The sequence below is a fragment of the Streptomyces sp. 3-6 genome (assembly GCF_056323165.1).
The window spans coordinates 13,510-35,602 of record NZ_JBWHZP010000031.1; the positions used below are offsets into that span (position 1 = coordinate 13,510).

General features: G+C 72.8%; 15 protein-coding genes and 1 pseudogene. 11 read left to right on the forward strand and 5 right to left on the reverse strand.

Annotation, left to right across the window (positions count from 1 at the left end; translation table 11 throughout):
* Positions 1 to 246: 246 nt before the first annotated feature.
* On the forward strand, positions 247 to 1,536 hold the full coding sequence (locus AC02VZ_RS25100) for a citrate synthase (RefSeq protein ID WP_432055469.1): 1,290 nt from the start codon (positions 247 to 249) through the stop codon (positions 1,534 to 1,536).
* 1,058 nt (positions 1,537 to 2,594) lie between these two features.
* Here AC02VZ_RS25100 and AC02VZ_RS25105 read toward each other — a convergent pair.
* Together AC02VZ_RS25105 and AC02VZ_RS25110 are read right to left on the reverse strand one after the other, a co-directional pair.
* Positions 2,595 to 2,834 (reverse strand): heavy-metal-associated domain-containing protein, encoded by a 240-nt coding sequence (locus AC02VZ_RS25105; RefSeq protein ID WP_476476466.1) that lies wholly within the window; start codon positions 2,832 to 2,834, stop codon positions 2,595 to 2,597.
* Between the two features lie 80 nt (positions 2,835 to 2,914).
* Positions 2,915 to 3,478 (reverse strand): TetR family transcriptional regulator, encoded by a 564-nt coding sequence (locus tag AC02VZ_RS25110; RefSeq protein ID WP_432055510.1) that lies wholly within the window; start codon positions 3,476 to 3,478, stop codon positions 2,915 to 2,917.
* Positions 3,479 to 3,963: 485 nt separating this feature from the next.
* Between AC02VZ_RS25110 and AC02VZ_RS25115 the strand changes: the two are divergent.
* Together AC02VZ_RS25115 and AC02VZ_RS25120 are read left to right on the forward strand one after the other, a co-directional pair.
* Positions 3,964 to 6,222 (forward strand): annotated as a pseudogene (locus AC02VZ_RS25115) (MMPL family transporter); the annotation flags it as partial.
* Between the two features lie 420 nt (positions 6,223 to 6,642).
* Complete coding sequence (locus AC02VZ_RS25120; protein ID WP_476476467.1) at positions 6,643 to 7,689, forward strand: zinc-dependent alcohol dehydrogenase family protein; 1,047 nt, start codon at positions 6,643 to 6,645, stop codon at positions 7,687 to 7,689.
* On the opposite strand, the gene AC02VZ_RS25125 is transcribed toward AC02VZ_RS25120, so the two are convergent.
* Both AC02VZ_RS25125 and AC02VZ_RS25130 read right to left on the reverse strand, forming a co-directional pair.
* On the reverse strand, positions 7,667 to 8,233 hold the full coding sequence (locus AC02VZ_RS25125; protein ID WP_476476468.1) for a GNAT family N-acetyltransferase: 567 nt from the start codon (positions 8,231 to 8,233) through the stop codon (positions 7,667 to 7,669). The two genes, AC02VZ_RS25120 and AC02VZ_RS25125, sit on opposite strands and share 23 nt — an antisense overlap.
* Before the next feature lie 94 nt (positions 8,234 to 8,327).
* Positions 8,328 to 8,525, reverse strand: coding sequence for a helix-turn-helix transcriptional regulator (locus AC02VZ_RS25130; protein WP_362089942.1), 198 nt, complete (start codon positions 8,523 to 8,525; stop codon positions 8,328 to 8,330).
* A gap of 1,152 nt (positions 8,526 to 9,677) precedes the next feature.
* Here AC02VZ_RS25130 and mmsA point away from each other — a divergent pair.
* The 6 genes from mmsA to AC02VZ_RS25160 all read left to right on the forward strand — a co-directional run bounded on the left by mmsA (position 9,678) and on the right by AC02VZ_RS25160 (position 20,362).
* Positions 9,678 to 11,180, forward strand: a complete 1,503-nt coding sequence (mmsA, locus tag AC02VZ_RS25135) for a CoA-acylating methylmalonate-semialdehyde dehydrogenase (RefSeq protein WP_476476469.1) — start codon at positions 9,678 to 9,680, stop codon at positions 11,178 to 11,180.
* Positions 11,181 to 11,602: 422 nt separating this feature from the next.
* Positions 11,603 to 12,406: a hypothetical protein gene (locus AC02VZ_RS25140; RefSeq protein WP_432055463.1), complete on the forward strand. Its 804-nt coding sequence runs from the start codon at positions 11,603 to 11,605 to the stop codon at positions 12,404 to 12,406.
* Between the two features lie 275 nt (positions 12,407 to 12,681).
* A complete protein-coding gene (locus AC02VZ_RS25145; RefSeq protein ID WP_476476470.1) occupies positions 12,682 to 15,348 on the forward strand; it encodes a CocE/NonD family hydrolase in 2,667 nt (888 codons plus the stop codon).
* On the forward strand, positions 15,345 to 16,289 hold the full coding sequence (locus AC02VZ_RS25150; protein ID WP_432055461.1) for an ABC transporter permease: 945 nt from the start codon (positions 15,345 to 15,347) through the stop codon (positions 16,287 to 16,289). The genes AC02VZ_RS25145 and AC02VZ_RS25150 overlap by 4 nt, the downstream gene beginning before the upstream one ends.
* Before the next feature lie 180 nt (positions 16,290 to 16,469).
* Complete coding sequence (locus AC02VZ_RS25155; protein ID WP_432055460.1) at positions 16,470 to 18,059, forward strand: vWA domain-containing protein; 1,590 nt, start codon at positions 16,470 to 16,472, stop codon at positions 18,057 to 18,059.
* 386 nt (positions 18,060 to 18,445) lie between these two features.
* Positions 18,446 to 20,362 carry an AMP-dependent synthetase/ligase gene (locus tag AC02VZ_RS25160; RefSeq protein ID WP_476476471.1) on the forward strand — a complete coding sequence of 639 codons (1,917 nt, stop codon included), beginning with the start codon at positions 18,446 to 18,448 and terminating at the stop codon, positions 20,360 to 20,362.
* Positions 20,363 to 20,486: 124 nt separating this feature from the next.
* Here AC02VZ_RS25160 and AC02VZ_RS25165 read toward each other — a convergent pair whose 3' ends face one another.
* A complete protein-coding gene (locus AC02VZ_RS25165; protein WP_432055458.1) occupies positions 20,487 to 20,879 on the reverse strand; it encodes a rodlin in 393 nt (130 codons plus the stop codon).
* Between the two features lie 287 nt (positions 20,880 to 21,166).
* Between AC02VZ_RS25165 and AC02VZ_RS25170 the strand changes: the two genes are divergently transcribed.
* A complete protein-coding gene (locus AC02VZ_RS25170; RefSeq protein ID WP_432055457.1) occupies positions 21,167 to 21,547 on the forward strand; it encodes a rodlin in 381 nt (126 codons plus the stop codon).
* 235 nt (positions 21,548 to 21,782) lie between these two features.
* Complete coding sequence (gene chpD, locus AC02VZ_RS25175; RefSeq protein ID WP_362090237.1) at positions 21,783 to 22,010, forward strand: chaplin ChpD; 228 nt, start codon at positions 21,783 to 21,785, stop codon at positions 22,008 to 22,010.
* The last annotated feature ends 83 nt before the right edge of the window (positions 22,011 to 22,093 follow it).

The window sequence follows — 22,093 nt, forward strand, 5'->3', positions numbered from 1 at the left end:
CCTCCCGGCCGCCGGAGACCCGCCGGAACGGGCTCTCCGGCAAAAATGATCGATCAAATGAGTCGTGAAGGTCACAGAGGACTTCCGGATGGGGTACTCAGGGGGCAGGATGGGCAAGTTGGCGGCACTGAGTGCCGTCAATAGGCCCGATGGTCGACCCCGAGTGCACTCTCCTGGGCCAAGTGGGGGATGGTAGAGACAGTCAGGGCACCTCGAAGATGAGGCACAACGTCGGTGAGGGAAGACGTGAGCGACAACTCTGTAGTACTGCGGTACGACGGCAGCGAGTACACCTACCCGGTGATCGACAGCACGGTCGGTGACAAGGGCTTCGACATCGGAAAGCTCCGCGCCCAGACCGGACTGGTGACGCTGGACAGCGGCTACGGCAACACCGCCGCCTACAAATCCGGGATCACCTACCTGGACGGCGAGGCCGGCATCCTCCGGTACCGCGGCTACCCCATCGAACAGCTGGCGGAGCGCTCCACCTTCCTGGAGGTCGCCTACCTGCTGATCAATGGTGAGCTGCCGACCGTCGACCAGCTCGGCACGTTCCAGCACAACATCACGCAGCACACCCTGCTGCACGAGGACGTCAAGAACTTCTACAAGGGCTTCCCGCGCGACGCCCACCCGATGGCCATGCTGTCGTCGGTGGTCTCCGCGCTGTCCACGTTCTACCAGGACAGCCACAACCCCTTCGACGAGGAGCAGCGCAACCTCTCCACGATCCGGCTGCTCGCCAAGCTGCCGACGATCGCCGCGTACGCGTACAAGAAGTCGGTCGGTCACCCGTTCGTCTTCCCGCGCAACGACCTGAACTACGTCGAGAACTTCCTGCGCATGACCTTCTCGGTCCCCGCCCAGGAGTACGAGCTCGACCCGGTCGTGGTCGCCGCCCTGGACAAGCTGCTCATCCTGCACGCGGACCACGAGCAGAACTGCTCGACCTCCACCGTGCGCCTGGTGGGCTCCTCGCAGGCGAACATGTTCGCCTCGATCTCCGCCGGCATCTCCGCCCTGTGGGGTCCGCTGCACGGCGGTGCCAACCAGTCGGTGCTGGAGATGCTGGAGGGCATCCGCGACTCCGGCGGTGACGTCGACTCCTTCATCCGCAAGGTGAAGAACAAGGAGGACGGCGTCCGCCTGATGGGCTTCGGCCACCGGGTCTACAAGAACTTCGACCCGCGCGCCAAGATCATCAAGGCCGCCGCGCACGACGTGCTGTCCGCGCTCGGCAAGTCCGACGAGCTGCTGGACATCGCGCTCAAGCTGGAGGAGCACGCGCTCTCCGACGACTACTTCGTCTCGCGCAGCCTCTACCCGAACGTGGACTTCTACACCGGCCTGATCTACCGGGCCATGGGCTTCCCGACCGAGATGTTCACGGTGCTGTTCGCCCTCGGCCGTCTGCCGGGCTGGATCGCCCAGTGGCACGAGATGATCAAGGAGCCGGGTTCCCGCATCGGCCGTCCGCGCCAGATCTACACCGGCGTGGTCGAGCGGGACTTCGTGCCGGTCGAGGAGCGCTGACCCGCCGGCGCCGAGCCGCACCGCACAGCCGCACCGCACATCCGGACCGCCGCCGTACGCGCCGCCCGCCCGCACCGCTCGTACCGCGCCGTCCGCGCCGGGCCCCGTCCACGTCGATCGTGGACGGGGCCCGGTCGTTTTCCGTACGGCTTCGCCGGCTCCGCTCGGCTGCGGACGGCTCCGCACGGCGGACGGGCAGGTGACCGACAGGCCGACACCGAGGGGCACGTGATCGGACACGCCGACGGTCGGGCGCCTGGCGGCCTCGCGGCTCCGGCGTCCGTCTGCCCTCTCGGGGTGTGGTGGCCTGGGGCCGTCAGGCTCGTCGGGGGGGCGTCGGGGGGCGTCGGGACCGCCGAGGCCGCCTGGGGCCGCCGAGGTCGCGGAGGACGCACAGGGCGCCGGGAAGGAACGGAGACGCGTCCGGCCGCATCGGACAAGGCCGCGAGGCCCCGAGGCCCGGGGCGCCCAAGGTCACGCGGACGCGGGCATGGGAGAAGGCGCCCTGGCGCCAGTCCCCCCACGGGCCGACGAACCAGGGCGCCTTCCCATGTCCCGGTACGGATTCCCCCCACGGGATCCGGCCGGGCGTCTGTGAGGACAGCGCCTGAATCGCTGTGCGAGTGCGGCGAGCGGACCCGCCGCACTCGTGCGGTGTGCGGTCTGCCGGGACAACGCACGGTCGGGAGGGCCGCTCAAAGCTCCCCGTGTACGTGCCCCGGCAACGCTCTCCAAGCTCTCCACCAGGTGTGAGCAGGGAGGTATCCCTACTACTGGAGACGTCCCCCAAGACATCCCCAGATGTCAGAAAGCGCCCCCCAAGACGCTGCCTGACATCGCCAACTTAGACCTTCGAACCCCTTCGATGGTTACGTTCACATCACTGTGATCTGCGTCTCTTGCTTATGTCCGTTAGGTTCGCAAGAGACCGTTTGGTGCTGGCGCGACTCGCGCGTAAGGATGATGCGCGAGCCTTGTGTAGAGCTTATGTGAAAGGTCGTACCGGACTCCAGGGGTACTGCCGAGTATCCCCACTTGAGATCTCAATGGAATCCGTTTCAGGCGGAACCGATCAGCTCGAAACCCGCCTCGTCGACCGCCGCGCGCACCGCTTCCTCGTCGAGCGGGGTGGCGGAGGTGACCGTGACCTCACCGCTGGAGGCGGTCGCCCGCACCGATCCGACGCCCTCGATCTTGGAGATCTCGCCGGAGACGGCGCCCTCGCAGTGACCGCAGCTCATGCCGCTCACCTTGTAGGTGGTGGTGACGGAACCCTGGGTGTCGGCCTGCGTGCTCATGTCGTTGCTCCTCGGGGTGTGTGGGGTCGTCGGGGCTCGCGGGGCCCCGCCTCTCCTCCACTCTATACCCCCCAGGGGTACTAAACGCCGACCAGCGGGGCGAGATAGCGGTACAGGACGTTCTTCAGTTCCCGGACATAGGCCTCGCGCTCGGCACCCTCGTGGGCGAGCACCAGTTCCAGGCCGGACTTGTAGATGCCCACGCTCATCTGCGCGGTGCGCCTCACCTCGTCCGCGGGCATGTCCGGGAGGTACGGCAGGAGCATCGACTCGACCCGGGCGACCAGTGTGGCGTGCAGGGCGTCGTGCTCCTCGGCGATGCGGCCGGGGGCGTCCGGTCCGTGCATCAGGGCGAAGAAGACCGGGTGGCGGCAGTTGAAGTCGATGAAGCGGTCCACGGCCGCGGCGACCACCTGCTCCAGCGGGGTGGCCGGGTCGACCGGGGTCAGGGCCTCGCCGTAGGTCTGCCGCATCTCGTGCATCAGGCGGCTGCCCAGCTCGATCGCGATCGCTTCCTTGTTGGGGAAGAACTGGTACAGCGTCCCGGGGGAGACGCCCGCCTCGCGGGCGATGGAGTTGGCGCTGGCGGCGGTGTAGCCGTTGGTGCTGAAGACGGAGGCGGCCGCTTCCAGCAGCTGGGCGATGCGCCGCTCGCCGCGCGCCTGCCGGCGGCGGGGCCGCTCCTCCGACCCGGCACCGGGCCCACCTGTGGCCTTGCCTGCGGTGGTCCTTCCTGCGGCGTCCCTGTCTGCGGTGGACCTGCCTGCGGTGGCCTTGGCGGCGGCGCCCTTGCGTGAAGTCCCCGCGGCGTCTGCCGTGTCCGCGGTGCCTGAAGCATCTGCGGCGTCCGTGGCGCCCGTGGCGCCCGCAGTGCCCGTGCGGTCGGGCGTGAGCTCAGTGTCGGGCTTTCCGGTCTGGTCCGGCACGCGTCATCCCCAGCTTTCGGCACGCGATTGACAAACGCGAGTGGTCGCTCGCATTCTTGTGGAACGCGAGCGATCTCTCGTGTTTGCCAGTCTATGGCAACGGCACAACCATGCCGCCTGCCCGTTTGCACCGCGTGGACCGCCAAGGGCACGGGGCGCGCGGGGGCGCGGGGCACGGTTCACGGTGAAGGGGACACCGCAGCATGACCGAAGTCAACGATCCACCGCGCCTCGGAGGCTGGACCCGCTTCGTCACGGCCCGCCCGAGGCTCGCCCTGCTGGCGGGGCTCGTCCTGACCGTGCTCGCGGTGCTGGCCGGCAGCGGGGTGGCCGACCGCATGGGCAGCGGTGGCTGGGAGGACCCGGACGCCGAGTCCACCTACGCCACCCGAGCCCTGGAGGACGCCTTCCCCGCTTCCCAGCCCAACCTCCTGCTGCTCGTCGACGCCGGGGACGCCTCGGTCGACGACCCCGCCGTCGTCGCCGAGGCCACCCGGCTCACCGAGCGCCTGGCCGGCGAGCCCGGCATCACCGGCGTCGGTTCCTACTGGCAGACCCGCTCGCCCGCCCTGCGCGCCGAGGACGGACACGAGGCGCTGATCGCCGCCCGCATCACGGGCGACGAGACCACCATGAACGAGACGCTGGAGCGCATAGCGCCCGTCTTCCGGGGCGAGCACGGCGCCGTGGAGGTCGGTATCGGCGGCCCGGTCGCCGTGCGGCACGAGATGCAGACGATCATCCAGGAGGACCTGCTGCGGGCCGAGCTGATCGCGCTGCCGGTCACGCTCGTCCTGCTGGTGATGGTCTTCGGCAGTGCCGTCGCCGCCCTGCTCCCGCTGGGCATCGGCATCGTCGCGATCCTCGGCACCAACGCGGTCCTGCGCGGCCTCACCGAGATCACCGACGTGTCCGTCTTCGCGATGAACCTCACCACGGCGCTCGGCCTCGGTCTGGCGATCGACTACGCCCTGTTCATCGTCCGCCGCTTCCGCGAGGAACTGTCCGCGGGCTCCGACCCGCGCACGGCCGTGGGCACCACCCTGCGCACGGCCGGACGCACGGTGCTGTTCTCCGCCCTCACGGTCGCGGTGTCGCTGGCGGCCATGCTGCTCTTCCCGCAGTACTTCCTGCGGTCCTTCGCCTACGCCGGGATAGCGGTGGTGCTGCTGGCAGCGGCGGCGGCCCTGATCCTCCTGCCGGCCGCGCTGGTCCTTCTCGGCCACCGGGTCGACGCGCTCGACCTGCGCCGCCTCTTCCGCCGCCGGCGCCGGTCCCCGGAGCAGCCGGATGCCACGGATCGGACGGATGCGCCGGAGCGGACGCGCCGAGCGCGGACGGGCCGCCCGGCGAAGCCCGGCCGGGCGGCGGGCGCGGGCCGGGAGGAGGGGGCCGCGTGGGGTCGCGCGGCGACCGTGGTGATGCGCCGCGCCCCGTTCTTCGCCCTGGGCACCACGGCCGTGCTGGTCCTGCTCGGACTGCCCTTCCTCGGCGTGAAGTTCGGCACCGCCGACGACCGCCAGCTGCCCGCCGACGCCGAGTCGCACGTCGTGCAGCAGCACATCCGCGACGGTTTCCCGGGCAGCCCCGGCGGCGGGCTGGAGGTCCTCGCCGAGGGCCCCGCGACCGAGGCCGAGTACGCGGCCTACAAGGAGCGGGTGGCCGCGCTGCCCGAGGTGGTCCGCGTCGACGGGCCGCTGGTCGAGGGCGACGCCGCCTACTTCACGGTGCTCCCGAAAGGCGAGGCCGTCGACGACCCGGCCCAGGCCCTGGTGGGCGACCTGCGGGCCCTGGACGCCCCCTTCGACACCAAGGTCACCGGCGCGGCGGCGGTCCTGGTCGACTCCAAGGACGCCATCGCGGAACAACTGCCCGCGGCGGCCGTCTTCATCGTCGTCGTGACGCTCTTCCTGGTGTTCCTGCTCACCGGCAGCGTGCTCATACCCGTCCAGGCGGTGGTGCTCAACGCGCTCAGCCTGACCGCCATGTTCGGCGCCGTGGTCTGGGTCTTCCAGGACGGCCACCTCTCCGGCCTGCTCGCCTTCACCACCCCGGGCAACATCGAGACGACGCTGCCCGTCCTGATGTTCTGCGTCGCCTTCGGGCTCTCCATGGACTACGGCGTCTTCCTGCTCTCGCGCATCAAGGAGGAGTACGACCGGACCGGCGACCACGAGGGCGCCGTGCGCCACGGCCTGCAGCGCACGGGCGGGCTGATCACCGCGGCGGCGGTCATCCTCGCGGTGGTCATGGTCGCGATCGGCACCTCGCGCGTCACCAACACCAAGATGCTGGGCCTGGGCATCGCCCTGGCGGTGCTGATGGACGCGATGATCGTCCGCAGCCTTCTCGTCCCGTCGGTCATGCGTCTCACCGGCCGCGCCACCTGGTGGGCGCCGGCACCGTTGCGCCGGTTCCACACCCGGTTCGGCCTGAGCGAGGGCGAGTCCGCGCCGCCGCCCACGGCCGGCGGACCCACCGCCGGAGCCGCTGCCCGGGCCGACGCCGGTGCGGCGGCCGAACCGGGCGGCGCCGGGTCCGCCCCCGTCGCCCCGCGACCGCCCGTCGGCAGCGGCGCGGAGCCCGCCCGCGGCAGCGCGGACGACAGCGAGGCCGAGGACGGACCCGGGACGAGTGACGGCACAAGCACAGGCACCGGAACCGGCACAGGCACAGGCACCGGCACCGGCAGCGACAGCGGAACCGGCACAGGCACAGGCACCGGCAGCGGAACCAGCGCAGGCACCGGGGCCGGGCGCGGGACGGTGACGGCTCGCGGATAGCGTTCCGCCGACAACGCGGTGTTCGCCGGAGAGGCGGGGTACCGGGCGCGTCCGCCGCGACCCGGACCCGCCGCCGGCGCGGACGGAAGGCGGGCGGCCATGCGGGCGGTGGTGTTCGAGCGGTACGGGGAACCGGCCGAGGTGCGGCAGGTGCCCGACCCGGAGCCGGCCGCGCACGGGGTCGTGGTGCGCGTCGAGGCGACCGGACTGTGCCGCAGCGACTGGCACGCCTGGCAGGGCCACGATCCGGACATCCCCCTGCCGCACGTCCCGGGCCACGAACTCGCGGGCGTCGTCGAGGCGGCCGGCGACCGGGTCACCCGCTGGCGGCCGGGGGACCGGGTCACGGTGCCGTTCGTCTGCGCCTGCGGCACCTGCGGCGCCTGCGCGGCGGGCGACCAACAGGTGTGCGAGCGGCAGACCCAGCCCGGCTTCACCCACTGGGGATCCTTCGCGCAGTACGTGGCCCTGGACCACGCCGACGTCAACCTGGTCGCCGTCCCCGAGGACCTCTCCTTCGCGACGGCCGCCTCCCTCGGCTGCCGGTTCGCCACCGCCTACCGCGCGACCGTGCAGCAGGGCCGGCTCGCGGCGGGGGAGTGGGTCGCCGTGCACGGCTGCGGAGGAGTGGGGCTGTCGGCCGTGATGATCGCCGCGGCCTCCGGTGCGCGTGTCGTCGCCGTCGACGTGGCACCGGGCGCCCTGGAACTGGCCCGGCGGCTCGGCGCCGCCGCATGCCTCGACGCCTCGTCCGTGGACGACCCGGCGGAAGCGGTCCGCGACCTCACGGGCGGGGGCGCCCACCTCTCGCTGGACGCCCTCGGCTCGCCCGCCACCTGCGCCGCCTCCGTGAACGGCCTGCGCCGACGCGGCCGGCACGTGCAGGTGGGCCTGCTGCCCTCGGCCACCGGCACCACCCCGGTGCCCATGGCCCGTGCCGTCGCCCTCGAACTGGAACTCCTCGGCAGCCACGGCATGGCCGCCCACGCCTACCCGCCGATGCTGGACCTGGTCCGCACCGGGCGGCTGCGTCCCGACCTGCTGGTCACCCGGACCATCGGCCTGGACGCCGCACCGGCCGCCCTGGCGGCCATGGACACGGCACCGGGGGCGGGCGTCACGGTCATCGCGCCGTGGACGTCCTGAGCGCCGCCCACTCCCGGTCGAGCAGCGCCATGAGCACGTCGTCCACCCACACGCCGTCCCGCCACCGCGCCTCCCGCCGCACCCCTTCCACCACGAAGCCGGCCTTCTCGTAGGCGCGCAGGGCGCGGGGGTTGTCGCCGTGGGCCTCCAGCTCGATCCGGTGCAGCCCCAGGTGCTCGAAGCCGTATCCGACGATCAGCCGCGTGGCCTCGGTGCCGAGCCCCCGGCCCCGGCCGCGCGGCCCGATCAGCGTGCGGAAGACGCAGCTGCGGGCGTCCGGGTCATACGTGTTGAGGACGACCTCGCCGACGAGTTCCCCGGTGGCGCGGTCGGTGACGGCCAGATCCAGCCGGTCGTCCTGCGCGGACCGGGTGGCGTACCAGGAGCGCACCTGCCCCGGCGACAGCTCGGTGGACGCGTCGAAGGTGAAGCGGATGACCTCGGGGTCCTGCAGGATCTCCCACATGCCGTCGGCGTCGTCGGCGGTGAAGGGGCGCAGCACGGTGTGTTCCCCGGTCAGGGTGGGTTTGACGGCGAAGCTCATGGCAGCACTGTGCCCCACCACTGGGGTGGGGCACAGCGGATTCACGGGTGCCGGAGCCCGGTCGGGCCGGGTCCCCCGTGGTCGCCGGCGGGCGTCACCTGCGGCCACCCCGGTTGCCGGGGCGGGACGCCACCCAGGAGCGGACCGTGTCCGCGTACCAGTAGGGCTTGCCCGCCTCGACGTGGTCCGGCGGGGGCAGCAGGCCGTGCTTGCGGTAGGAGCGCACGGTGTCCGGCTGCACCTTGATGTGGGCCGCGATGTCCTTGTACGACCACAGCCGTCGGTCGGTCATGAATTGCACCTCCCCGCGCGCACCGCGGCGGCGGCCGAGGGGCGGCCGTCAGGGGGAGCCGGGTGCTGCGCTGGCGATCACCAAGCGTTGTGCCCGGCCAACGACGCCGACCGGGGCCGGGACGGGGGCTGTGCTGCGGATGTGACGGAAGACCCGCGTACGCGTGACAGGCGTGACACAACCGGAGCGTTTGTGACGAGCGTGACGCAATGGCGTACGCCGGTCGCCACGGCGGGGCGCGTTGACACGGGCCGGACGGCCGTGTGTCCCGGACGGGACGCCACACCCTCCCGGATGTCACACCCTCCTGGACGTCACGCCCTCCTGAACGTCACGTGTTCACGGCGCCGCGCCTGGGGCCCCGGGAGCGGCACCCCCGCGATGCCACTCGTGCGGCCGGTCGACGCGAAATCGTCAGGATGTCCGGACAAAACATTGACAGGGTGTGGCGCCACGGATAGAAAGCCCGGAGAGCCGCGAGGGCCGACGGTGCCCGCCCGGAGGGCCTCGCGGCCGGGGTGCGGTGGAGCGCCCGCATCCCGGGCACCGATCGCCTCCGGCGCGAACGGCCCCTTCGCTTTGGCAGGAGTGAAGAGGCGTGCGAAGACTCCCCGCCCGCCAGGGCCACGCGCCGGAGGTCCCCGGCTACCGCCCCGCGCCCCGGCGCACGCGCCGGCCCGCGCGCCGGCCCAAGCCCGGCCTGCCCCACCCCGCGCCCGCGTCGCCCCGCGCCCCGGCGTCCGGCGTCCGCCGCCCGGCGCCCGGCACCAGGGGGCTCCGCTTCCGCCGTCCCGCGCTCCCGCCGCCCCGCGCCCCCGCACGCCTCGCTCCCGGACGGCCCCGCACGCCTCCCTCCCGCCCAGTCCGCGCACCCCTCCCTCCCGCCCGGTCCCCGCACGCCTCCCTCCCGCCCGGTCGGTCCCCGTGCCGGTCGGTGCTCGTCGTCGGGCGTGTCGCCGCAGATGTGTCTATCAGCGGGCCGCAACGGCCGACACTGTGTCGGGAGCGCCGTCCGTCCGCACCTGTTGGGATGGAACCGTGCCCGGGACCGCGGCGCGGCCGGAGGTCCGGTCGTCACCGGTCAGGGGCACGCGAGCCGTACACCCGGCACGTCCACCCGACGCCGCCCCCTTGCGTAAGGAGTTCTCGGTCATGACGAAGATCGTCAACCACTGGATCGGCGGGAAGACCGCCGAAGGCGCCTCGGGTACGCACGGGCCGGTGACGAATCCGGCGACCGGCGAGGTCACCACGAAGGTCGCCTTCGCCTCCGTCGAGGAGGTCGACGCGGCGGTCGCCGCCGCCCAGGACGCCTACCGGTCGTGGAGCCAGTCGTCGCTGGCCACCCGCACCTCCGTCCTGTTCCGGTTCCGCGCGCTGGTCGACGCGCACCGTGACGAGATCGCCGAGCTGATCACCGCCGAGCACGGCAAGGTGCACTCCGACGCCCTCGGCGAGGTGGCCCGCGGCCTGGAGATCGTCGACCTGGCCTGCGGCATCAACGTCCAGCTCAAGGGGGAGCTGTCCACCCAGGTCGCCAGCCGCGTCGACGTGGCGTCCATCCGCCAGCCGCTGGGCGTGGTGGCCGGCATCACCCCGTTCAACTTCCCGGCCATGGTGCCGATGTGGATGTTCCCGCTGGCCATCGCCTGCGGCAACACCTTCGTCCTCAAGCCGTCGGAGAAGGACCCGTCGGCCGCGGTCCGGCTCGCCGAGCTGATGACCGAGGCCGGGCTGCCGGACGGTGTCTTCAACGTCGTCCACGGCGACAAGCTCGCCGTGGACCGCCTCCTCGCGCACCCCGACGTCAAGGCCGTGTCGTTCGTCGGCTCCACACCGATCGCCCGCTACATCCACACCACCGCCTCGGCGAACGGCAAGCGCGTGCAGGCTCTTGGCGGCGCCAAGAACCACATGCTGGTGCTCCCCGACGCCGACCTCGACGCGGCGGCCGACGCGGTCGTCTCGGCGGCCTACGGCTCCGCGGGCGAGCGGTGCATGGCGATCTCCGCGGTCGTCGCCGTCGGCGCGATCGGCGACACCCTGGTGGAGAAGATCCGCGAGCGTGCCGAGAAGATCAAGATCGGCCCCGGCGACGACCCCACGTCCGAGATGGGCCCGCTCATCACCAAGGCCCACCGCGACAAGGTCGCCTCGTACGTGCGGAACGCCTCCGCCGAGGGTGCCGAGGTCGTCCTGGACGGCACCGGGCACACCGTCGACGGGTACGAGGACGGCCACTGGATCGGCATCTCGCTGCTGGACAAGGTGCCGACCTCCGCCAAGGCGTACCAGGACGAGATCTTCGGCCCGGTCCTGTGCGTCCTGCGCACCGAGACCTACGAGGAGGCCGTCGACCTCATCAACGCCTCCCCGTACGGCAACGGCACCGCGATCTTCACCCGGGACGGCGGCGCCGCCCGCCGCTTCCAGCTGGAGGTGGAGGCGGGCATGGTCGGCGTCAACGTCCCGATCCCGGTCCCCGTCGGCTACCACAGCTTCGGCGGCTGGAAGGACTCCCTCTTCGGCGACCACCACATCTACGGCAACGACGGCACGCACTTCTACACCCGGGGCAAGGTCGTCACCACCCGCTGGCCCGACCCGGCCGACGCGCCCGCGGGAGTCGACCTCGGCTTCCCACGCAACCACTGACCGTCCGTCGCCCGGTCCGTCCGTCGCCCGGTCCGTCCGTCGCCCGGCCCGCCCGTCGCCCGGCCGGAGTCCCGCGCCTCCCCTCACCCGCTCCGCCGGGCCGGCCCCCCACCGGCCCCCGACCCGCCCACACCCACCCCCCCAACCGACGCCCCGAGGGCCGGGGCCGTGCTCACCCGCACGGCCCCGGCCCTCTGGGCGTTCACCGGGCCGAGCCAGGAGCACTCCGACGGCGGACTCTCCGCCCATCCGATGTGTTGATCGGAGCAATTGGGCGAAACGCAAGCATGTCGTCGCATCTTCACCCTTCCTTCACCAGGACGCTGTGGCGGGCGCGCGTTCGACCGGACGTCGGCGCGTGACCGATCCGTCGGCCGGGCGGTCGCCCGGCCCTCGACCACAGGCAAGGAGTGAGTGTGAACATGCGCTTCGGCATGAGACGCGGCAGGACGGCGGTGGCCGCGGCGGTGGCCGCGATCGCCGCCGCGACGCTGCTGGGGGCGGCCCCCGCCTCCGCGGACGGCGACCCGAACGGCAACCACGACGGCAACGGGAACGCCACCCGCGCGGACCACTGGGGCGTGATCACCCGCAACACGATCGGCTCGCCCGTCGCCGCGCTCCGGGACGGCCCGTTCGGCTCGTTCGGCGTGACGGGCCCGTCCGCCCGTCCGCCCTACGGCCAGGGCAGCCTGGGCATCGAGGTGGCCGACAACTCCACCACGCTGAGCCCGCCCAGCGAGAAGGTGGACTTCGGCAACGAGGTCGACTTCTTCGGCGACCGGGTCCGCGACCTGAACAGGCTGGGCTTCCACGTCTTCCAGACCGGTGAGAACGTCACCTACGGCGGCCCGGAGAACATGCCGAACATCAGGTTCGAGATCGACCCGAACCTGAGCGCCCACCCGATGGACAACTACTCCACGATGGTGTGGGTGCCGGACGCCTCCCCGGTCACGAACCGCTGGAGCCCGTTCCTCGACGCCACGACCACCGGCTACTGGTACCTGACGGGCAACGAGACCGTCTGCAACCAGGCCGAGCAGTGCACCTTCGACGAACTGAAGGCGTCGCTCGACGACGGCGGCGACGAGGCCACGATCCTCACGGCCGCGGTCGGCAAGGGACGTGACCACATGTGGATCGGCGCCGTCGACGGTCTGCGCATCAACAACCGCGTCTACGACTTCGAGGCCGACGGCGTCAGGGCGCGTCGCGTGGGCTGACGCGCACGGCTCGCCCCCGTACACAGGAGCCCCGGCCCGGCCACCACCGATCCGGGGCTCCGGGCCGCCCCCGGCCCACCAATCCGGGGCGCACCGGCTCCCGGCCCGCCAACCCGCGGCCCGCCGGCCCCCTCCCCGCCCCTTCCTCCCCACCCCACACCACCCCGCGTACCGCATCCGGTGTACTCCGGCGGGCCGGTGTACGACCCGGGGTGGGGACCGGTATCCCCCTGGGGGCATCCGGCGGGCGCCGCGCTCTCGCTTAGGGTTCCAGGATGGACTTCCGAACGTTCCGTCAGCGGGCCCGTGCGCGAGGCGGCGGGAGCCGCCGGCGGTGGGCCGCCGCCGCGGCGGCCGTCGTCGTACTCGCCGGGGCCGGGACGTGGACCGCCGTCGCCTCCGAGGACGAGGCCGCCCCCGTCGAGCGCGTGGACCGGACCGTGGCCACGGACGACGGAGTACGCATCGACACCTCCTACTTCACCTCCGGACCGGAGGGCCGCCGGCCCGCCGTCCTGCTCGGGCACGGCTTCGGCGGGAGCAAGAAGGACGTGCGGCAGCAGGCCGAGGACCTCGCCCGGGACGGGTACGCGGTCCTCACCTGGTCCGCCCGCGGCTTCGGGAAGTCCACCGGGAAGATCGGGCTGAACGACCCCGAGGGCGAGGTCGCCGACGTGTCCCGGCTGCTCGACTGGCTGGCCGAGCAGCCCGAGGTCCGGCTCGACGCGGACGGCGACCCGCGCGTCGGCATGGCCGGCCGGTCCTACGGCGGGGCCATCGCCCTGCTCGCCGCCGGTCACGACGACCGGGTCGACGCCATCGCCCCGTCCATCACCTACTTCGACCTCGCCGACGCGCTCTTCCCGGGCGGCGTGTTCAAGAAGCTGTGGGCCGGGATGTTCATCACCTCCGGCGGCGGCTGCGCACGGTTCGAGCCCGAACTGTGCGCGATGTACGAGCGGGTCGCCGAGTCCGGGGTGCCCGACGCCGAGGCCCGCGACCTGCTGGAGGAACGCTCGCCGTCCGCGGTCGCCGACCGCATCGACGTGCCCGCGCTCCTCGTGCAGGGCCAGTCCGACTCGCTGTTCCCGCTCGGCCACGCCGACACCGCCGCGCGGGCGATCCGCGCCAACGGCGCCCCCGTCAGCGTCGACTGGATCGCGGGCGGCCATGACGGCGGCGCCCCGGAGACCGAGCGCGTCGAGCGGCGCGTCCGCGCGTGGTTCGACCGGCACCTCAAGGGCGACGAGAACGCCGACACCGGCCCCGCCTTCCGCGTCAGCCGCACCGGGGGCGTCGACTCCACCGACGGGCAGGCCCGGTTGCGCGGCGCGAGCGCCGACCGGTACCCCGGTCTGAGCAGCGGACCGGAGACCGTCGCCCTCAAGGGTGTCGACCAGAGCTTCGCCAACCCGGCGGGGGCCAACCCGCCGGCCGTGTCCGCCCTCCCGGGCCTCTCCGGAGCCGGGGGCGGCCTGTCCCAGCTCTCCTCGCTCGGGGTCGGCGTCTCGCTGGACTTCCCGGGCCAGCACGCCCGCTTCGAGTCGGAGCCGCTCCACCGCGATCTGCGCATCACCGGCTCCCCGCAGGTCACCCTGCGCGTCCGGTCCACCTCCGAGGACGCCGTCCTGTTCGGCAAGCTCTACGACGTCGGACCGGGCGGCCGGCAGCAGGTGCTGCCCTCCCAGCTGGTCACCCCGCTGCGCGTCGAGAACGCCGAGGACGGCCAGGACGTCACGGTCACGCTGCCCGCCGTCGACCACGAGGTGCGCAAGGGCCACCGCCTCCGCCTGGTCGTCGCCTCGACCGACCTCGGCTACGCCTCCCCGGCCGCGCCCGCCACCTACACCGTCTCCGTGGACGGGTACCTGACGGTGCCCACCGCACCCGGTGTGACCACCGCGGCGGCGCCGCTGCCCGCCTGGGTGTGGTGGCTGCCGGCCGTCGGCGCCGTCGTCGCCCTGGCCCTGGTCCTCACCGGCCGCCGCCGCACCACGGCCCCGGCCCCCGACCCCGAACGGGCCGGACTGCCGCTGGAGATCACCGGACTCAGCAAGCGCTACGCCCGCTCCGCCGACCGGTACGCCGTGCGGGACCTGTCCTTCCGCGTCGAGCGGGGCCAGGTCCTGGGCCTGCTCGGCCCGAACGGCGCGGGCAAGACCACCACCCTGCGGATGCTGATGGGCCTGATCACGCCGGACGCCGGCGAGATCCGGGTCTTCGGCCACGCGGTGCGGCCGGGCGCGCCGGTGCTGTCCCGGGTCGGCGCGTTCGTGGAGGGCGCGGGCTTCCTGCCGCACCTGTCCGGCCGGGAGAACCTGGAACTGTACTGGCGGTCCACCGGCCGCCCGCCTGAGGACGCCCACCTCGACGAGGCGCTGCGCATCGCGGGCCTCGGCGACGCCCTGTCCCGCGCGGTGCGCACCTACTCCCAGGGCATGCGCCAGCGCCTCGCCATCGCGCAGGCCATGCTCGGCCTGCCCGACCTGCTCATCCTGGACGAGCCCACCAACGGCCTCGACCCGCCCCAGATCCGCGAGATGCGGGAGGTGATGATCCGTTACGCGGCCGAAGGACGCACCGTGATCGTCTCCAGCCACCTCCTCGCGGAGGTCGAGCAGTCCTGCACCCACCTCGTCGTCATGGACCGCGGACGGCTCGTCCAGGCGGGCCCGGTGCACGAGATCGTCGGTACCGGCGACACCCTGCTGGTCGGCACCGCCGCCCCCGTGGACGAGCCGCTCGCCGAGAAGGTGGCCGCGCTGCCGGGCGTCGCCTCGGCCGTGCGCGCCGAGGACGGGCTGCTGGTCCGGCTGGACGGGGACGGCACCGCCGCCCGCCTGGTCGCCGACCTCGTCCGGCTGGACGTGCCGGTGGAGTCGGTGGGCCCGCACCGCCGCCTGGAGGACGCCTTCCTCACCCTGATCGGAGGTTCCGCATGAGCACGCTCACCAAGCGTGACGAGCACGACGGGCGCGGCGAGCACGACGGGCGTGACAGGCGCGGCGGGCCGGACGGGGGCTCCGGGCCCGGTGTCCCCACGGAGGTCGCCGACGGCTACCGCGCGGGCCGCACGCTGCCGCTGCGCGTCGAACTGGTCCGCCAGGTCAAGCGCCGCCGCACGCTCGTCATGGGCGCCGTGCTGGCCGCGCTGCCGTTCGTGCTGGTCGTCGCGTTCGCCATCGGCGGCGAACCGGAGGGCCGGGACGGCCGCGTGACCCTGATGGACACGGCCACCGCGTCCGGGGCCAACTTCGTCGCCGTGAACCTGTTCGTGTCGGCCGGGTTCCTCCTCGTCATCCCGGTCGCCCTGTTCTGCGGGGACACGGTCGCCTCCGAGGCGGGCTGGTCGTCGCTGCGCTACCTGCTCGCCGCGCCCGTGCCCCGGATGCGGCTGCTGTGGTCGAAGCTCGCCGTCGGCCTGGGCCTGAGCCTCGCCGCGATGGTGCTGCTGCCGGTGGTCGCGTTCGCCGTCGGCACCGCCGCCTACGGCTGGGGGCCGTTGCAGATCCCCACCGGCGGCTCGCTCGACCCCGGCACGGCGGCCCAGCGGCTCGTGGTGGTCGTGGCCTACCTGTTCGTCTCCAACCTGGTGACCGCCGGGCTCGCGTTCTGGCTGTCGACCCGCACCGACGCACCCCTGGGCGCGGTCGGCGGGGCGGTCGGCCTGACCATCGTCGGCAACGTCCTCGACGCGGTGACCGCGCTCGGCGACTGGCGCGACTTCCTGCCCGCGCACTGGCAGTTCGCCTGGGCGGACGCGGTCCAGCCGACCCCGGAGTGGTCCGGCATGATCCAGGGCTCCGCCGTCTCGGTCACGTACGCCCTGGTGCTGTTCGCCCTGGCCTTCCGGCACTTCACCAGGAAGGACGTGGTCTCCTAGCCCGCCCTGCCGCCCGCCGGCCGGCCCTCCCGGGTCGACGGAGGGTCACCCACCGGTCTCGGCGGGCGGCTTCCGTGCCCGCTTCGCAACGCACCCGCAACATCCCGTACCGCACGTTCCGGCCCGCCCGGCCGTCACAGTCGCAGAAGGCGACGTCAACCGGCGGAGGGGACACGGACGATGGAGCGGCACGGAGCACACGCGGACCAGGGGCACGGCAGGCGGGGGCGCCGGGGCGGGCGGAGGTGGGGCGGCGCGCTCCTGGCCCTCACGGCGGCGGGCGGCCTGCTGCTCGCCGGCTGCTCCCAGGGGGACTCCGGGGGGAAGGCGCAGGACTCCTCCTACGACCGGGGCGGCGACCGCCCGGCCCCGCACCCCGCGCCGGACGGCCCCCGGGACACCGACCGGCAGCGCGAGGGCGAGCAGGACTCCCGGGACATCGCCCCCGAGCCCGACCACCTCTCCACCTTCGCCCTCGACGTCGACACCGCCTCCTACGGCTACGCCCGCCGCACCCTGGCCGACGGCCGGCTGCCCGACCCGTCGACGGTACGTCCCGAGGAGTTCGTCAACAGCTTCCGGCAGGACTACGAACGCCCCGACGGGGACGGCTTCACGGTCACCGTCGACGGCGCCCGCACCCCGGAGAAGGACTGGTCCCTGGTCCGGGTCGGTCTGGCCACCCGTGCCGCCGAGGACTCCGGCGAACGCCCGCCCGCCTCCCTCACCTTCGTCGTCGACATCTCCGGCTCCATGGCCGAGCCCGGCCGCCTGGACCTCGCCCGCAGCGCGCTGGCCACCCTGACCGACCGGCTGCGGGACGACGACGCGGTGGCCGTCGTGACCTTCAGCGACGAGGCCGAGACGGTCCTGCCCATGACCCGCCTCGGCGGCCACCGCGACCGCATCCACGACGCCGTCGACAGCCTGCGGCCCGCGCAGTCCACCAACCTGGGCGCGGGCGTCGAGACCGGCTACGAGACCGCCGTCGAGGGCCTGCGGAAGGGCGCCACCAACCGGGTCGTGCTGGTCTCCGACGCGCTCGCCAACACCGGCGAGACGGACGCCGACGCGATCCTGGAACGCGTCTCCGCGTCCCGCCGCGAGCACGGCATCACCCTGTTCGGCGTCGGTGTGGGCAGCGACTACGGCGACGCCCTGATGGAACGCCTCGCCGACCGGGGCGACGGCCACACCGTGTACGTCTCCGACGAGGAGGAGGCCCGCGAGGTGTTCTGCGAGGACCTGCCCCGCAACATCGACCTGACCGCGCGGGACGCCAAGGCCCAGGTCGCCTTCGACCCGGAGACGGTCGCCGAGTTCCGGCTCGTCGGCTACGACAACCGCCGGGTCGCCGACGAGGACTTCCGCGACGACCGGGTCGACGGCGGCGAGGTCGGCCCCGGCCACGCCGTGACCGCCCTGTACGCGGTGCGCACCCGGCCCGGCGCCGAGGGGCACCTCGCCACCGCCACGGTCCGCTGGCTCGACCCCGACAGCCGGGCCCCGCACGAGGAGACCGGGGACCTGGAGACGGACGCCCTCGGCGCCTCCGTGTGGCGCTCCGGCGACGGCCTCACGGTCACCGCGACCGCCGCCTACTTCGCCGAGGCCCTGCGCTCCCGCCACCCCGACCGCGCCGGCGCCCTGCCGGGCGCGCCCGCCCTGGGCACGCTCGCCGAACGCGCCGCGGACCTGGCCGCCCGGACCGAGGACGACGCCGTCCGCGACCTGGCCGAGGCGATCCGCACGGCGGACCGGCTGACCTGAGCCGCCCGGGGCGGCCTGACCCGACCTGACCGGATGCGATGCGACGGATCCGGACCGGTCCGGACCCGGCCATCCGGACCCGACCCGTCTGGTCGGGGCCCGATCGGGGACGCGGGCCTGTCCGGGCCGGCGTACGGCCGCGGGTGCGAAGACGGGTGCGGGTGCACAACCCCGCCCGCCGCGCCCGCCGGCCGGCGCGTCACCGCGGCCCGCCGTTCGCGCGCCGCCCCGTACCTCCGTCCGCCCGGCCCGCCGCCCGCGGTGCCCTTCACGTCGCCCGCCCATTGACTGACGGCTACGCACCGGTAAGTTTACTCCCGAGTAAGTAAGAGACTCGCAGAGCACGGCAGCAGCACGAGAGCCTCCAGCCGCGACCGGGAGCCGCCATGGGCGTACGCAGGGACCTGAAACGAGCCACACGACGCACCGGCCTCACGGGGCCCGCCGGCATCGAGACCACCGTGGACGGTGACGGCGTCGTCCGCGAGGTCCGCGCGGCCCCCCTGGCGCCGCGGCCGACGGCCGGCAGCACCGCCGACATCCCGTACACCAACGCCGCCGAGGCGCCCGACGACGTCGTGCTGCGCCGCGAACGCGACGGCGCCTGGCACCCCGTCACGGCGGCGGAGTTCGCCCGGGAGGTCACCGCCGTCGCCAAGGGCCTGATCGCGGACGGCGTGGAGCCCGGCGACCGGGTCGCGGTGATGTCCCGCACCCGCTACGAGTGGGCGGTCCTGGACTTCGCCGTCTGGTCGGCGGGCGGCGTCACCGTACCCGTCTACGCCACGTCCTCCGCCGACCAGGTGGAGTGGATCGTCCGCGACTCCGGCGCCCGCCACGTCGTCACCGAGACGGCGGAGAACACCGCCACCGTCACCGCCGCCACCGCGGACCACGCGGAACGGCCCCGCGTCCGGGAACTCGACGCCGGAGCCCTGAACGACCTGACCTCCCTCGGTCGGGACGTCCCCGACGAGGAGGTCACCGGCCGCCGCACCACCCTCACCCCGGACTCCGTCGCGACCCTGTGCTACACCTCCGGCACCACCGGCCGCCCCAAGGGCTGCGTCCTCACCCACGCCAACCTGCACGCCGAGGCCGCCAACACGGTCGAACTGCTGCACCCCGTCTTCAAGGAGGTGACCGACCAGACCGCCTCCACCCTGCTGTTCCTCCCGCTCGCCCACATCCTCGGCCGGACGATCCAGATCGCCTGCCTGTCGGCACGCATCGAGGTGGGCCACTTCCCGAGCATCAGACCGGACGAACTGCGCCCGGCCCTCAAGGCGTTCCGCCCGACCTTCCTCGTCGGTGTGCCCTACCTCTTCGAGAAGATCCACGACACCGGCCGCGCCACCGCCGAGAAGATCGGCCGCGGCGCCTCCTTCGAACGCGCCCACCGCGTCGCCGTCCGCTTCGGCGCGGCCCACCTCGACCGGCTCCGGGGCCGCGGCAAGGGCCCCGGCCCCGGCCTGCACGCGGCGCGGGCCCTCTACGACCTGCTGGTCTACCGCCGCGTCCGCAAGGAGCTCGGCGGTCGCCTGCGGTACGCGATCAGCGGCGGCTCCCCGCTGGAACGCGACCTCAACCTCTTCTTCTACGCCGCCGGCATCCTCATCTACGAGGGCTACGGCCTCACCGAGACGACCGCCGCCGCCACCGTCGTCCCGCCGCTCGGCCCGCGCCCCGGCACCGTCGGCCTCCCCGTGCCCGGCACCGCTGTGCGGATCGCCGACGACGGGGAGGTGCACATCAAGGGCGGCATCGTCTTCGGCTCCTACTGGAACGCTCCCGAGGCCACCCGACAGGTGCTCGACGACGGCTGGTTCGCCACCGGCGACCTCGGCTCCCTCGACGAGGACGGCTACCTCACCATCACCGGGCGCAAGAAGGACATCCTCGTCACCAACGGCGGCAAGAACGTCTCCCCGGCCGTCCTGGAGGACCGGCTGCGCAGCCGCCAGCCCGTCGGCCAGTGCCTCGTCGTCGGCGACCAGCGGCCCTTCGTCGGCGCGCTGATCACCCTGGACCCGGAGACGGTCGCCCACTGGCTGTCCGTGCGGGGCCTGCCCGCCGACACCCCGATGTCCGAGGTGATCGACGACCCGCGGATGCGCGCCGACGTGCAGAAGGCCGTCGACTACGCCAACGAGGCGGTCTCCCGCGCCGAGTCGATCCGCGCCTTCCGGCTGGTGGAGGGCGAGTTCACCGAGGAGAACGGACTGCTGACCCCGTCCCTGAAGGTCAAACGGCAGGCCGCGCAGCAGACGTTCGCGGCGGACGTCGACCAGCTCTACTCCTGAGCGGCCCGCGGCGCCCCGCGTGCCGCACCGCCCGCCGCCCCCGGGCGCACGACGAGGGCGGGGCCACCGGTCGTACCCGGTGACCCCGCCCTCGTCGTGCGCCGTCCGGCGCGTCGTGAACCGCTCAGCTCTCGCCGTTGGCCGACAGGATCGACACGTCCTCCAGCAGGTGCGACAGGGCACCGTCGCGCTTGGCCTGCGTGGAGTTCTCGGTGCACTGCTGGTTCGACTCGTCCGACAGCAGGCTCAGGCCCTGGATCGGCACGAGGTTCAGCACCGAGACCGGGATGTCGTCGACCGCGATGCAGGGCTTGTTGAAGGAGCCCTGGATCAGCGCCATCTGCGGGCTCATGTTGCCGTACGTGGCGGAGTTGCCGAAGTTCTGCATCGCTCCGTTGCCGTTGGCGACGCTCGGACCGGAGTCGTCCCCGATCGCCAGTGCCTGCGGCGCCATGGCGACACCGGTGCCCATGGCGGAAGCGGCGATCGCCGCAACGGCAATAGCCTTCTTGATCATTGGCCAAGTCCTTTCTGACGAAACCCCGTCCACCGAGGCGACCTGGTCAACTCCCCGTACCCGCAAGGGTTTCTCCCCTTCACCCCGTCGGCGGACACCGGAGTGTGTTGTCGGCCCATATGAGAAATGGACCGCTGGGCGGCGGAGGCCCCTTATTTCCCAGGTCCCGGGAAAGTCATGCGGGCCAACCGGGTGAACGCCCGCAACCAAAATCCATGGGACCGGTTGATGAGGCCGTAGGACTTGCGTCGCTACGACATGCGTCGCTACGAGGAAAGGAACGCGAAGTGCTCAAGAAGGCTATGGTCGCCGCGGCGGTCATCGGTATGTCGGTGGCGGCCGCTCCCACGGCGCTGGCCATCGGTGACGACTCCGGCCCCAACGTCGCCAACGGCAACGGCGCCTCCTCGGCGTTCGGCAACTCGTCGACCGAGGGCGACATGAGCCCGCAGCTCGCGCTGGTCGACGGCACGCTGAACAAGCCGTGCCTGGGTGTCGACGACGTCAACGTCGCCGTCCTGAACCTGGTCCCGGTCCAGGGTGTGCCGGTCCTCTCGGACCAGCTGAACCAGCAGTGCGCCGACAACTCCACCCAGGCGAAGGGCGACGCCGCCCTGTCGCACATCCTGGAGGACCTGTCGGTCCTGTCGGCCAACATCGAGGACTGAGCCGCACCGCACGCGGCCCGTGTGGGGCCGGCCGGGCGGTGGACACCGCCCGCTCGGAGGTATGTCACCGACGTGGCGTGGAGCATCCGGGTGAATTACCGGGTCCTGCCCGTTCCGTCGTTTCTTCGACCGTCAATTCCTCGTTTGCAGGCTGCAGGTCATGGTGCGAGCCGTCCAGCTGCGCTCGCTCGGTTTAGGCCGTCACACGGGCATGACCGCAGAGAAGGGAAACTTCATGAAGAAGAGCGCTGCTGTCGTCGCGGGCGCACTCATGGCTCTGGGCATGGCCGCCCCGGCCTTCGCCGACTCGGGCGCCCAGGGTGCCGCGATCGGTTCCCCCGGTGTCCTCTCCGGCAACGTGATCCAGGTCCCGGTCCACATCCCGGTCAACGTCTGCGGCAACACCGTCAACGTGCTCGGTGCGCTGAACCCGGCCTTCGGCAACGCGTGCGTGAACGACTGACGATGTCCCGCTCGGCCGTCACGGCCGCGCGTCACGGCCGGCCCGGCGAACAGTGATCGTTCCCGGGTCGGCCGTACCGCTTC